The sequence below is a fragment of the Paraburkholderia sp. WC7.3g genome, assembly GCF_050436345.1.
Lineage (GTDB): Bacteria > Pseudomonadota > Gammaproteobacteria > Burkholderiales > Burkholderiaceae > Paraburkholderia > Paraburkholderia podalyriae.
Map to the genome: position 1 here is coordinate 887,812 of NZ_JBNDMA010000002.1, position 12,356 is coordinate 900,167.

A 12,356-nucleotide genomic window follows, 5' to 3' on the forward strand; every position below is an offset into this window, starting at 1 on the left:
GGAATCAACAGGAGAAATTCATGGCATCCGTGAACAAGGTCATTCTAGTCGGCAACCTCGGCGCCGATCCGGAAGTCCGCTATCTTCCGAGCGGCGACGCAGTGGCGAACATCCGCCTTGCGACGACGGACCGCTACAAGGACAAGGCGTCGGGCGAGATGAAGGAAGCCACCGAGTGGCACCGCGTCGCGTTCTTCGGCCGCCTCGCGGAAATCGTGGCGGAATATCTGAAGAAGGGCTCGTCGGTGTACCTCGAAGGGCGCATCCGCACGCGCAAGTGGCAGGCCCAGGACGGCACCGATCGTTACTCGACCGAGATCGTCGCGGAGCAGATGCAAATGCTCGGCGGCCGTGGCGGCGCGTCGATGGGTGGCGGCGATGAAGGCGGTTATAGCCGCGGCGAGCCGTCGGAGCGTAGCGGTGGCGGTGGTGGCCGCGCGATGTCGTCGGGCGGCGGCTCGCGTGGCGGCAGTGGCAGTGGCGGTGGCGGTGGCGGCGCGAGCCGTCCGAGCGCGCCGGCCGGCGGCGGTTTCGATGAGATGGATGACGATATTCCGTTCTAAAACCCCCTCGTTGTTTTTTGCTGATTGAGGCCCGCTTTCGTGAGGAAAGCGGGCCTCTCTGTTTCCAGACATTTTTTACGTCATCCGCGCCGAGCATTCCCTCGGAAACTCACCGCCTTAAATGCTCCAACGTATCCCGCAACGGCAGGCTCGAAACCACGATCGGCCCGGTAAACGGCGTGTCCAGATCGACGATCACATAAATCGCTGAAGCAATCGACACCGCCCCCAGCGTTATCGTCACCAGCGCCAACGCATTACGCGGCGCGATCAACCCAAAACTCAGAAAAATCACGCATAGCCAGAACGTCAGCGTCTTGAAGAACGGCTGCGAAATCGAGCTGTGCGCTTCCTCGATGATTTTCCAGCGTGCATCGACGACGCGCCGGTACTGCGTCAACGCGTCATCGAGCGCGCGTTCCTGCAACGAATCGTGCGCTCGCAGTTGTCGCAACTCGCGTCCCACCGTGCTCAGCATGTCGCCGAGCCGCACGTTTTCCAGTTGCTCCGGATTGTCCGGTGCGCCGAGGTCGCGCGGATAGTCGCCGCTCGGCGCGGGTTCCCGCGGCCACGTCGACGCGATCGCCGCCGCCGTGTACTGGCGCAACAGGCGCCGCGATTCGTCGGCCGCGCTGCCGAGTTCGCGCAGCGTCGAGTCGAATTCGATCAGTTCGGCCGCATAGCTGCGCAGATCGTTCGACGCGGTGTCGAAGCCCGCTTTCGCCGATGCGGTCATCAAACCCAGCACCAGCGCGGCGAACGTCACCAGCATGCCGATCACGAGCTGCACGAGCTGCACGGTCTCGTGCGCCTTGTGCTCCTCCGGCAGCAGCGGCCGCACTCCAACGCCGAGGCCGGTAGCGATCAGCAGCAGCACGAACACGAGTACGGCCGAACCGATTTCCGACATGCGTGCGCTCCGGGCGGGAGGGGGCTTCGACAGAAGGTGGCTTCAGCAAACGGGCTTCGAGACATCTATTGATGTAGCGCAAGCCGCGCGAGCGATCAACCATAAAGTTTTTGGACCATCTGCCGTTGACCTTCAATGCACTGTTTGCTTAATCTCAAGCCAAGTTGCGGACCGGGCCGAACGGCGTGGGCGCAGCCTGCGCGGCCGTGCGGGTATCGTGAACGATACGGAACCATCGGCCGGCCAGCCCAAGGAGACCAGTCCGATGTTGAAAAAGCTGTCGATTCGCACCAGCCTCACCGTGATGATCGTGTTCTTCGGCATCGTGCTGCTGCTCGGCGCGGCCGCGGGATTGTTGTCGCTGCGTTCGTCGAATGCGTCGCTGCAGCAGATGTACACGATCGACACCCCCGCCGTCGCCGACCTCGAAGGCAGCGCTGGCCAGCTGTTGCGTCTGCGTCTGGCGCTCGCGACGTACGCGTCGCTCGTCGCGCTGAACGATCAGGACGGCGCGAACGCCGTGCTTCAGCGCCTCGATCAGTACCGCAAATCCTCCGATGACCGACTTGCCCACTATCTGAGCCACGCGGGTACGGATGCCGACGAGCAGCGTCTGATCGCCGACATGCAGCACAAGCGCGACACCTTCCTGCACGATGGCGTAGAACCGACGCTCGCCGCGCTCAAGTCGAGCGACACCAACGCCTTCGAGCAATTGCAGGCGCACAAGCTGCCGTCGCTGTACAGCGCGTACGAAAAGGCCATGCTCGCGCTCGAGCAGTTGCAGCTCGATCACGGCGCGCAGCGCTATCAGGATGCGCAGGACCTGTTCTACGCGATCAGTATGGCGGTGGCGATCGGCATTGCGCTGTCGCTGGTCGGCGGCTTTCTCGCCCGCTTCGTCCTCGTGCGTGCAATCGTCGCGCCGGTCGATGCGACGATCGCGCAGTTCCAGCGGATCGCCAACGGCGACCTGAGCGGCCGCATCGAAGTGCTCGGCGACAACGAAATGGGCCGTCTCGCGGCCGCGCTGCGCAGGATGCAGGAATCGCTGATCACGACCGTCAACGCGGTTCGCCAAGGCACCGAATCGATCGACACCGGCGTCAGCGAGATCGCGGCCGGCAATGCCGATCTGTCGCAGCGCACCGAGGAGCAGGCCGCGGCGCTGGAGGAAACGGCCGCGAGCATCGAAGAGTTGACGTCGACGGTCAAGCAGACGGCCGACAACGCGAAAGAGGCGAGCTCGCTCGCGCAGGGCGCCTCGACGCTGGCCGCGCAGGGCGGCGAACTGACCGAGCAGGTGGTCGGCACGATGCACGGCATCGTCGACGATTCGCGGCGGATTGCCGACATCGTCGGCGTGATCGAGGGGATCGCTTTCCAGACCAACATCCTCGCGCTGAATGCCGCAGTCGAGGCGGCGCGCGCGGGCGAGCAGGGACGCGGCTTCGCGGTGGTCGCGAGCGAAGTGCGCTCGCTCGCGCAGCGCAGCGCGGCGGCGGCCAAGGAGATCAAGGGCTTGATCGATGCGTCGACCACGCGCGTGGAGCAGGGCTCGCAGCTCGTCGAACGCTCGGGCACGACGATGAACGACATCGTCGTGGCGATCGCGCGCGTCAGTTCGATCATGAACGAGATCGCGGCGGCGGCGCTCGAACAGAGCACCGGCATCGACCAGGTCAATCTCGCGGTCAGTCAGATGGACGAGGTCACGCAGCAGAATGCGGCGCTCGTCGAGCAGGCGGCCGCGGCGGCGAGTTCGCTGGAAGATCAGTCGCGGCGCTTGTCGGCGGCGGTGGCGGTATTCCGGACTGGCAGCGAGTCGCGCGGCGGTGCTTCGGCGACCGCGGTGAAGCTGGCCGGCGTTGCCGACGCGCGGAGAGTGGAGAGCGAGCTTGTCGCGGCGTGACGCGAGCCGTCGCGCCGCGTCACCTCGCGACCTGACACTGTCCCACTACTGGATGGCCGCGTAATACCTCGCCACGGCATCGATTTCCTCGGGCGTCATCTGCCGCGCGACATTGCGCATCTGCTCGTTGATGTCGTTGCGCCGCGCGCCCGAGGCGAACGCGTGCAACTGCGCGGCCAGATAGAGCGCCGACTGTCCGCCGAGCCAAGGCGCTGCGCCCGTGCGATCGAGTTGACCATGACATGCCGCGCACGGCGCGATATTGCGTTGCGGATCGCCCTGCATCACGAGCCTGATTGCGGTCGCATCCGGTGCTTCGCCGGCCCGGGTTTTCTCGGCCGCTGGGGCGAGCGGGAGCGATGCGTAGTAGACCGCCAGATCGTGCAGATCCTGGTCGCTGCGTGCTGCGATGATCGGCTTCATGACCGCGCTTTGCCGCTGGCCGCTCTGGAAGTCACGCAGTTCCTTGTAGGTCACGTCGGCGTACTGCCCGGCCAGCGCGGGCGCGGTGACCTGCTCGGTGCCGAGTACACCGTGGCACATCGAGCAGTGCTGTGTCGCGATCGTCGCGCCGCGGCCGATCGCATCCGCCATCGGCTGAATCGTGCCCGAAGGCGGCAACACGACGACGTCGCTCGGCACCCAACTGGTCGCGTTGCCGCCGTACCAGCTCGACGGCACGCCGGCGGCGCCGCAAATCCTCGCCCACAGGCCGAGGTCGCGGAACGCGCTGCTCGCCGACGGCAGCCACACGAAGCCGATCAGGATCGCAACGATCGCGATTGAGAGCGTGCCGCCGACGCCCCACACGAACCACGGGTTGCGCAGCGTGAACATGCGTTCTTCGTTCATCGCTGTGCTCCGATGACGACTGCCGGCACCGACGTCTGCGGCAGTCTGAGCAACTGGACGATCGGCACGCTGTAGTTGACGACCGTGAGCCCGATCATCAGCGCGACCCATAGGCCAAAGCTGTTGAGCGCGACGGGCACGCGCTCGACCGGGTGCGCGGCGCTCGCGAAGCGGAACGTCTGCGGCTCCGCCACCGGTCCGAATTGCGACTTCGCGAGGATATAGACGAACAGCAGGCCGGACACCGTGAGGATCAGCCCGCCGATCGCCGACGTGCCGACCCAGAACGCCTGGTCCTGGATGCCCGTCATGCCGTAGTCGTAGTAGGCCATGCGGCGAGGCGCGCCGAGCAGGCCGACGTAATGCCACGGTATCGTGACCACCATCATGCCGATGAACCACAGCCACAATTGCGTGCGCAACAGTTTCGCCGACACGAGCGCGCGGCCGGTCAGCTGCGGCCACAGTTCGTACGCGATCGCAAAGTACATGATGACGATCGCGCCGCCGAAAATCAGGTGGAAGTGGCCGGTCACCCACTGCGTGTTGTGCACGGTCGAGTTCAGCTGATAGCTCATGTTGATGAGTCCGCCCGCGCCGCCGAAGCCGAGCATGACGAACGAGAACGCGATCACCAGCATCATCGGATTGCGCCACGGCAACGCGGTGAGCCAGCCGAGCGCGCCCTTGCCGCCGCGCAGCCGGCCGGCGATTTCCACCGACGCGCAGATCGTGAACACGGTCAGCAGCGTCGGCACCGACACCATGCCGGTGAACACCGCATGCAGGAACTTAAAGCCGGCGCCGACCTGCGGATCGACGAACAGGTGATGGATGCCGATCGGCATCGCGAACACGAGGAACAGGATGAACGACACGCGCGCCATCGAATCGCTGTAGATCCGTCCGCCGATCGCGCGCGGCACCAGCGTGTAGTACGCGATGTAAGCGGGGAACAGCCAGAAGTAGACGATCGCGTGCAGCGTCCACGAGAACAGCACGCGCGCGAGGCCGGCGTCGATCGTGTGGGCGAAGCCGAGTGCGACCGGCAGGATCTGGAACAGGATCTCGAGCGCCGCGCCGACCGCGGTCCACGCCCACAGATATGCGCCGGCGACGTTCGCGAACATCGCGAGCGGCACGGGCCTGCCCGGATTCGCGCGCTTCCAGACGCGCAGGTTCACGTGCATCAGCGCGACCCAGATCCACGAGCCGACCACCACGAGCACGACGCCGAGGTAGTAGAACGGACTGCCGATCATCGGCGGATAGAACGTGTAGAGCACCGATGCCTTGCCGAGCGCGACCGGCACCATCGCCATCACCGCGCCGACCAGCAGCATCAAGAACCCGGTCCATGCCCATTTGAGACCGACGAGGCGCTGCGCGAGTGCGAGCTCGACGATCGCGTAGCCGAAGCCCATCGCGACCAGCGTCGGCATCACGTAGGCCATCACGGTGCCGTGTGCGGTCACCGATCGATAGTACAACTCGGGATCGCTGACCCACGGCAACAGCGGACTGCGCACCAGCATCTGCCACGCGCCGAGGCACAGCGCGATCGCGAACGTGATGAAGGCAAGCCAGAAATGCGCGAGTACGAGTCGCTTAGCGTGGAACACAGCTCAGTCTCCGTGATTGTCGGGCCTGTTCGAAGAAGGCGGCTTTGTCGATCACCTTCACGTGCGCCCACATCGTCTGATGGCCGAAGCCGCAGAATTCGTGGCATGGCATCGCGTGATCGGCGGGATGGTCGAACTGCGTGTTCAGCGTCGCGACGTAGCCGGGCACGACCATCGTATTGATGTTGGTGTCGGTGACGAGCAGGCCGTGCACGACGTCGGCGCTGGTCGTGCGGATCGTGATCGGCGTATCGGCGGGCACGAGCAGACATTGCGGCGTGAACGAGTACTGCTGCGCGATGAAGCGCACGATCACCGAGCCGTCCGGCTGCACCGCGCTGCCGAGATTGTCCTCGGCGAATTCGCCGGAAAGCTGCAGGCGCGACGGATCGATCGTCTCGACGCGCGACGGCGGCATCATCGCCCAATGCACGCCCGAGAACACGATCACGGCGAGCATCAGCAGGATCAGCGCGACCGTGTAGATGGCCCAGCGCCGCTCGGCGCGCAAGGCGACCGCGTGGCCGCTACCGGGTTGATGAGAAGAGTCGGTCGACATGGTCAGTGGATGATGCCGCGCGGCAGAAACGCGAAAAAGTAGAAGGAGAACCAGATCAACATCACGATGACCGTGGCGACGCCGGCCAGCGCGATCGCGCCGCGCGGACCGGCCGCGACGACCTGTTCGACTTCGTGGTCGGTCGGCGGGGCGGCGCTGTGCGGGTCGTTCGCTTTCATGTCGATGGATCTCCTATGCGGCGCTTCAGCACGGCGTTTGGGAACGGCGCCTCAGTGCAGTGGCGCCTTGCGCAACGCGTTGACATCGCGGGCCGTGACCGGCAGGCCGTGATTGCCCCACGCCGTGCGGATGAACGTGACGACGGCGGCCGCCTCGGTGTCGTTCAGCTCCTGACCGAACGGCGGCATGCCGAACGGCTGCGGATTGTGTTTGGTGCCGGGTGGAAAGCCGCCGTTCAGCACGATCCGGATCGGATTGACGTTCGAGTCCATTTCGATCGACTGGTTGCCCGCGAGCGGCGGGTAATGCGGCAGCTGTCCCTCGCCATTGTCACCGTGGCAGATCGCGCATTTGTCCGCGTAGATCTGCTTGCCGAGCGCGAACACCTTCGGGTCGGGCGTCGCGCTCGGGCCGGTCTTGCGGCCGCCCTGGGCCGGCAGCGATTTCAGATAGACGGCCATCGCGCGGATGTCTTCGTCGCTCAGATACTGCAGGCTGTGATAGGTGACCTCGGCCATCGGACCGTAGACGGCGCCGCGATCGGAGATGCCGGTTTGCAGCAGATCGACGGTGTCCTTGATGCTCCAGTCGCCGAGGCCGCCGTCCTTGTCCGAGGTCAGCGACGGCGCGTACCAGTTCTGCACCGGAATCAGCCCGCCCGCGAACTGCTCGCGCGGCGACGAGCCGCCCAGCATGTTGATGCGCGTGTGGCACATCGTGCAGTGCCCGAGCCCTTCGACCAGATACGCGCCGCGATTCCATTCGACCGATCTGGTCGGGTCGGGCTGGAACTCGCCCTCGCGGAAATACAGCGTGCGCCAGCCGTATAGCAGATCGCGCTGATTGAACGGGAAGCGCAGCGTGTGCGGGCGGTTCGGCTGACGCACCGGCTCGACGGTCTTCAGGAACGCGAAGATCGCGTTCGAGTCCTCGCGCGTGACCTTCGTGTACTGGGCGATCGGCATCGCCGGATAGATCAGCGCACCGTCCGGCTTGCGGCCCGTGCGCATCATGTTGAAGAACGCCTGCTCGCTCCAGGTGCCGATGCCGTACTGCGCGTCCGGCGTGATGTTCGGCGAGTACAGCGTGCCGAACGGCGTTTCCATCGCGAGGCCACCGGCGAACAGCCGCCCGCGCGGCGCGGTGTGACACGCGATGCAGTCGCCCGCGCGCGCGAGGTACTCGCCGCGTCTGACGATCTCCGGGCGGGTGTCGGGGCCGGCTCCAGCTGTCGCTGCGGTGGCGGCCGGCTCCGCGCCTTGGGACGCGACGGTCGCGGCACGCGCGGTCGTCGCGAACGGTGCAAGGACCAGCAACGCGAGCGCGAGGCTGCCGATCGCAAGGACGCTAGCCATGCTTGCCGGGCGCAGCCAACCGGGCGGGCGAAGTGTCGGCTTCATTGCGGTTGGCTCCCGCAAGCGAGGGGCAGCCGCTCGGCGGATGCCGGTGCGGGCCGGGGATCGGCGGGACGCGGCTGGCGCGCGAGCCAGTTCGATACCGCGGCGATGTCGTTGTCGTTCAGCTTGAGCGCGATCGTGCGCATGCAGTCCGGCGCGAGCGCGTGGCGGGTGCCCGAGCGCCACGTGCCCATCTGTCCGGCGATATAGCTCGCATGCAGCCCGAGCAGGCCCGGAATACCCGGCTGCGTGCCGGTCATGCGCGCGCCGTGACAGGCGATGCACGCCGGTATGCCGCGCGCAGGGTCGCCATGCATCACGAGCTTTTCGCCGGCGGCAAGCAGCTTCGGCGGCAGCGCGGCGTGGTCGGATTGGGGATAGGGCGGCTGCAGGGCCGCGAAATACTCGCTGATCTGACGCAGGTAGTCGTCGGGCAGGAACGCGAGCAGATAGCCCATCGGCGGATAGGTGCGGCCGCCGTCGCGAAAGGCGATCAGTTGATTGAACAGATATTCGGCCGGTTTGCCGGCGATGCGCGGGAAGTAGTCGTTATTGCGGCCCTGGCCCTGCACGCCGTGACACGACGTGCACGCGCGTATGCGCTGGTCCATCGACTGGGGCATCGCGCCGGCCGCGTCGGTGGCCGCGAACGCCGCGCCGCTCGATAGCGCGTGAAGCGCGCACAGCACGAACAGAACCGCGGAGCCGATCGTTTTGCGATACACACCGGGCCTCGTTGGGGACTATTGACCGCTATTCGGAACGGGCTTGCTCGGGACCGCGAAGTACTGAAGCGCAATGATGATGCAATTGTCCGGCCAAAACCTTGATCTGTGACAATGATCCGCGCTGGATGCGCCTGGGACGGCGGCTTTCGGGCTGCAAGGAGCGACGCGTGAGGCGCGGGAAAAACGCGCGGTAGCGTGTAGCAGCCTGCAGCAATTCATCGGACGCGTCAATAGAGAATACAAAGGCAACGAGCGATCCGACAATCGCGGGCGGGCATGGGTGCGGGCGCTGGTGCGCGTCACGCGAAGAGCCGCACGAGCGCATCACGTGCATTGCTGACCAGTTCGCTTTCGCCCGGACGCCCCGGCAGCAGATGAAACTCGATGGCGGGCAGCGGCGGCAAGCCGATGTTCGCGGCACACGCGACCACGCCGCCGCCGAGCGACGACTCGTTCAGACAGGAAATGCCGAGCCCGGCCTTCAATGCGAGCTGCAGTCCCGCGACGCCCGACGCCGAATGCGACACCACGTAGGGCACCTTGTGTTCGTCGAGCAGTTTGACGACGAAGCGCTGCAACTGACATGTCGACGGCAGCAACACCAGCGGGTACGGCGCGGCGGGGCGGGCGGCATCGGCGCAACTGACCCATAGCAGCTTTTCGCGCCGCACGACGATGCTCGCGCCACTGGCACCGGCCCCCGCGCGCCGCGCGCGCGTTTGGCCGGTAACGAGCCGCGCCGACAAACCGATGTCGAACGACGCGTGATCGTCCGCGCCGCTGTCGATCGCCGCGCTCGGCAGCACGGTCACGTGCAGCTTCAACCGCGGATGCTGTTCCGAAAACGTCTTGAGGATGCGCGCGATGTCGTGCGGCCGGTAGTAATCGGTGATCGCGATGCGTAGCTCGCCGTCGAGCGAGCGACCTTGCAGGTCGTCGAACGCCGCTTCGCTCATCGCGATGATGCGCCGCGCATGCTCGAGCAGACGCTCGCCCGCGGGCGTCGGGCTCACGCCTTGCCGACCGCGCACGAAGAGCGGCTGGCCGGCGCGCTCCTCGAGCTTCTTCAACTGCTCGCTCACCGACGACTGCGACAGGAACACGCGCTCGGCGCCTGCTGACACGCCCCCCGATTCGGCGACCGCGACGAAGGTCCGCAACTGTGCAAGGTCGAAACCACGCTGGCTCATGATTCGGTTTTTCCGATGGCGATGATCTAATTTTCCGGCTTTTCCGATGGAAGGCGCAGCCGTAGCATACCCCCGAACCGAAATACGGAGGGTGTGATGGAAAACGGACCGATGACAGCGTCGCGCGGCGCGGGCGAACGCGGCGCGCAGCATCGCTGGAAGGTGTTGGGCGTGGGCTTTGCCGCGAACGCGAGTTTTTCGGCGGCATTTTCGGGTATCCCGACGACCGCCGTGTTGCTGCGCTCGGACTACCATCTCGGCAACCATGGGCTCGGCCTCGTGCTCGGCATGCTCGGGCTCGGCATCGCGGTTAGCGAGCTGCCGTGGGGGCTGCTGACCGACCGCTGGGGCGATCGTCGCGTGCTGTTGCTCGGGCTGCTGTCGACCGCGGCCGCGCTCGCCGGTCTCGCGCTGTTCGTGTCGCCGGGCGGCGCGCATGTGCCCGGCATCGTGCCGCTCGCGCTCGGCTTGCTGCTGGTGGGGCTGCTGGGCGGCAGCGTCAACGGATCGAGTGGCCGAGCGGTGATGGCGTGGTTTCGCGAAGGCGAGCGCGGCCTCGCGATGAGCATCCGCCAAACCGCCGTGCCGGCGGGCGGTGGACTCGGTGCATTGGTGCTGCCGGTGCTCGCCTCGCACTTCGGTTTTGCGAGCGCCTATGCGGTGCTGGCGTTGGCGTGCGCGGTCACCGCATGGTTCGCGTGGTGCTGGCTGCATGAGCCCGCGCACGCGAACGACGCGCTGGCGGCCAAAGGAGCGCGCGCGACCGCGACGGCCCGTGCGGCGGCGGCCAGCGGGCGGCATGCGGACGCCTTCAACATCAGCGCGCCGCGGCCGATGATTTCCCCATTGCGTCACATCGCGATCTGGCGCGTCGCGCTCGGCGCGGGCGCGCTGTGCATGCCGCAGATTGCCGTGATCACGTTCGGCACCGTGTTCCTGAACGACTTCGCGCGCGCCGGCATGTTTGCGATCAGCGCGACGATGGCCGCGGTGCAGATCGGCGCCGCGATCGCGCGGGTCTGGAGCGGCGCGTGGACCGATCGGCGCGGTAATCGTCGCGCGTATATGCGGGCCTGCAGTCTGTTGACCGCCGTGTTGTTCGTGCTGCTCGCGCTCGCGACCGGGCTCATCGGCATGCATCGCGCTGTGGCGGTCGCGCTGTTCGCGCTGATGATCGTGCTCGGCGGAGTCAGCGCGTCGGCGTGGCACGGCGTCGCGTTCACCGAACTGGCGACGCTGGCCGGTACGCACCGCGCGGGCACCGCGCTCGCAATGGGCAACACCTGCGTGTTCCTCACGCTGTTCCTGACGCCGCTCGCGATTCCTGCGCTGCTGTCGATCGGCGCGTGGCCGCTCGTGTGGACGGTGGCGAGCGCCTGCGCGTTGCTCGCGTTGCCGGTGTTTCCGCGCGCCGCGTCGACGCGACCACTGCGCCCGACGCGTGCATGTGATGCGGCGTGAGACATTGGGAACAACGCCGGCGCCCGCGTTGCGCCGTCGACTCGATTTGATTCGATTCGATTCGAATTGCGGTTCCTATCGTTTGGTAGAACTATGAAATATCCCAATTCTTAAGCCGGATTAGGAACGTTCCGATTGTCGCGAATTCGCGAGGGTGATCAGATGGTCTTACTGGCACGTCGCTTGAGTGCCGTGACGCAGATCGACGCATGCCGCATGCACAGTCATTGCTGCGCACATTCCGACCATTCTTATAACGAGCGAGACTCATCGTGGCGAATCTTCGAATCATTCTGGCGGACGATCATCCGTTCGTCCTGCTCGGCCTGAAATCGACTCTGGAGAGACACGAAGGTCTGTCTGTCGTCGGTCAGGCGCAGATGCCCACCGCGTTGATCGCACTGCTGCAACACACGCGGTGCGACGTGCTCGTCGTTGATCTTTCCATGCCCGATCCAGGCGGCGAGATTGGCGACGGACCCGGCCTGATCCGGCGCATTCGCGGCGAGTGGCCGTCATTACGGGTCGTCGTCGTGACCGCGCAGACGAATGCCGCGATGTTGCGCGTCATCGCCGCCGATGCCGCGGTCAGCGTGCTGGGCAAAACCGATTCGCTCGAAGAACTGCCGCAAGCGGTCCGTGACAGCGCGCGCGGCGCGCGCTACCTGGGCCGCTCAGTGGTCGAAACGCTCGCGCGTTCGCAGCAGGACAACGGTCTGTTGGTGTCGGCCCTGCTGCTGTCGAAGCGGCAGACCGACATCCTGCGCAGGCTGGTGAGCGGTGAGTCCATCGTGCAGATCGCGGCGGCGCTCGGCTGCCACCGCCGCACGGTCAGCCGGCAAAAGCGTGAAGCGATGGCGCGGCTTGGCGTCAACGACGATCCCGCGCTTTTTTCCTGTGTGCGCGCATGCGGCACGCTGCTGCTCGAACCCGAAAACTAGGCATCAGGCCAATGTCATTCGGTCCATTTCAGAGCGCTCTT

Annotated in this window: 12 protein-coding genes; 4 read left to right on the forward strand and 8 right to left on the reverse strand. The window is 66.0% G+C overall.

Features of this window, described 5'->3' with window-relative positions; translation table 11 throughout:
- The first annotated feature begins 20 nt into the window (after positions 1-20).
- Complete coding sequence (locus OKW43_RS15665) at positions 21-563, forward strand: single-stranded DNA-binding protein (RefSeq protein WP_187633977.1); 543 nt, start codon at positions 21-23, stop codon at positions 561-563.
- 109 nt (positions 564-672) lie between these two features.
- Here the strand turns inward: OKW43_RS15665 and OKW43_RS15670 are convergent, their stop codons facing one another.
- Positions 673-1,473, reverse strand: coding sequence for a hypothetical protein (locus OKW43_RS15670; protein ID WP_187633976.1), 801 nt, complete (start codon positions 1,471-1,473; stop codon positions 673-675).
- Positions 1,474-1,738: 265 nt separating this feature from the next.
- Between OKW43_RS15670 and OKW43_RS15675 the strand changes: the two genes are divergently transcribed.
- A complete protein-coding gene (locus OKW43_RS15675; protein WP_187633975.1) occupies positions 1,739-3,385 on the forward strand; it encodes a methyl-accepting chemotaxis protein in 1,647 nt (548 codons plus the stop codon).
- Positions 3,386-3,430: 45 nt separating this feature from the next.
- Here the strand turns inward: OKW43_RS15675 and OKW43_RS15680 are convergent, their stop codons facing one another.
- The 7 genes from OKW43_RS15680 to OKW43_RS15710 all read right to left on the reverse strand — a co-directional run bounded on the left by OKW43_RS15680 (position 3,431) and on the right by OKW43_RS15710 (position 9,913).
- Positions 3,431-4,237, reverse strand: coding sequence for a c-type cytochrome (locus OKW43_RS15680; protein ID WP_187633974.1), 807 nt, complete (start codon positions 4,235-4,237; stop codon positions 3,431-3,433).
- A complete protein-coding gene (locus tag OKW43_RS15685; protein WP_429448316.1) occupies positions 4,234-5,859 on the reverse strand; it encodes a b(o/a)3-type cytochrome-c oxidase subunit 1 in 1,626 nt (541 codons plus the stop codon). Before OKW43_RS15685 ends, OKW43_RS15680 begins: the two co-directional genes overlap by 4 nt.
- Positions 5,846-6,418, reverse strand: a complete 573-nt coding sequence (locus OKW43_RS15690) for a cytochrome C oxidase subunit II (RefSeq protein ID WP_187633972.1) — start codon at positions 6,416-6,418, stop codon at positions 5,846-5,848. The genes OKW43_RS15685 and OKW43_RS15690 overlap by 14 nt, the downstream gene beginning before the upstream one ends.
- Before the next feature lie 2 nt (positions 6,419-6,420).
- A complete protein-coding gene (locus tag OKW43_RS15695; RefSeq protein ID WP_187633971.1) occupies positions 6,421-6,597 on the reverse strand; it encodes a hypothetical protein in 177 nt (58 codons plus the stop codon).
- A 51-nt stretch (positions 6,598-6,648) separates the two neighbouring features.
- Positions 6,649-7,998, reverse strand: a complete 1,350-nt coding sequence (locus OKW43_RS15700; protein WP_187633970.1) for a c-type cytochrome — start codon at positions 7,996-7,998, stop codon at positions 6,649-6,651.
- The gene (locus tag OKW43_RS15705) at positions 7,995-8,720 is read right to left on the reverse strand and encodes a c-type cytochrome (protein ID WP_187633969.1); all 726 of its coding nucleotides are present in this window, start codon (positions 8,718-8,720) and stop codon (positions 7,995-7,997) included. Before OKW43_RS15705 ends, OKW43_RS15700 begins: the two co-directional genes overlap by 4 nt.
- Before the next feature lie 302 nt (positions 8,721-9,022).
- Positions 9,023-9,913: a LysR family transcriptional regulator gene (locus OKW43_RS15710; RefSeq protein ID WP_187633968.1), complete on the reverse strand. Its 891-nt coding sequence runs from the start codon at positions 9,911-9,913 to the stop codon at positions 9,023-9,025.
- A gap of 96 nt (positions 9,914-10,009) precedes the next feature.
- Between OKW43_RS15710 and OKW43_RS15715 the strand changes: the two genes are divergently transcribed.
- The gene (locus OKW43_RS15715) at positions 10,010-11,374 is read left to right on the forward strand and encodes an MFS transporter (protein ID WP_187633967.1); all 1,365 of its coding nucleotides are present in this window, start codon (positions 10,010-10,012) and stop codon (positions 11,372-11,374) included.
- A 272-nt stretch (positions 11,375-11,646) separates the two neighbouring features.
- Entirely contained in the window at positions 11,647-12,315 is a 669-nt protein-coding gene (locus tag OKW43_RS15720; protein ID WP_187633966.1) for a response regulator transcription factor, read from the forward strand.
- Positions 12,316-12,356: the final 41 nt, after the last annotated feature.

Coding starts and splice junctions, on each gene's coding strand:
- OKW43_RS15715 (WP_187633967.1), top strand. CDS start 10,010: ATGGAAAACGGACCGATGACAGCGTCGCGCGGCGCGGGCGAACGCGGC.
- OKW43_RS15670 (WP_187633976.1), bottom strand. CDS start 1,473: ATGTCGGAAATCGGTTCGGCCGTACTCGTGTTCGTGCTGCTGCTGATC.
- OKW43_RS15690 (WP_187633972.1), bottom strand. CDS start 6,418: ATGTCGACCGACTCTTCTCATCAACCCGGTAGCGGCCACGCGGTCGCC.
- OKW43_RS15695 (WP_187633971.1), bottom strand. CDS start 6,597: ATGAAAGCGAACGACCCGCACAGCGCCGCCCCGCCGACCGACCACGAA.
- OKW43_RS15710 (WP_187633968.1), bottom strand. CDS start 9,913: ATGAGCCAGCGTGGTTTCGACCTTGCACAGTTGCGGACCTTCGTCGCG.
- OKW43_RS15700 (WP_187633970.1), bottom strand. CDS start 7,998: ATGAAGCCGACACTTCGCCCGCCCGGTTGGCTGCGCCCGGCAAGCATG.
- OKW43_RS15680 (WP_187633974.1), bottom strand. CDS start 4,237: ATGAACGAAGAACGCATGTTCACGCTGCGCAACCCGTGGTTCGTGTGG.
- OKW43_RS15665 (WP_187633977.1), top strand. CDS start 21: ATGGCATCCGTGAACAAGGTCATTCTAGTCGGCAACCTCGGCGCCGAT.
- OKW43_RS15675 (WP_187633975.1), top strand. CDS start 1,739: ATGTTGAAAAAGCTGTCGATTCGCACCAGCCTCACCGTGATGATCGTG.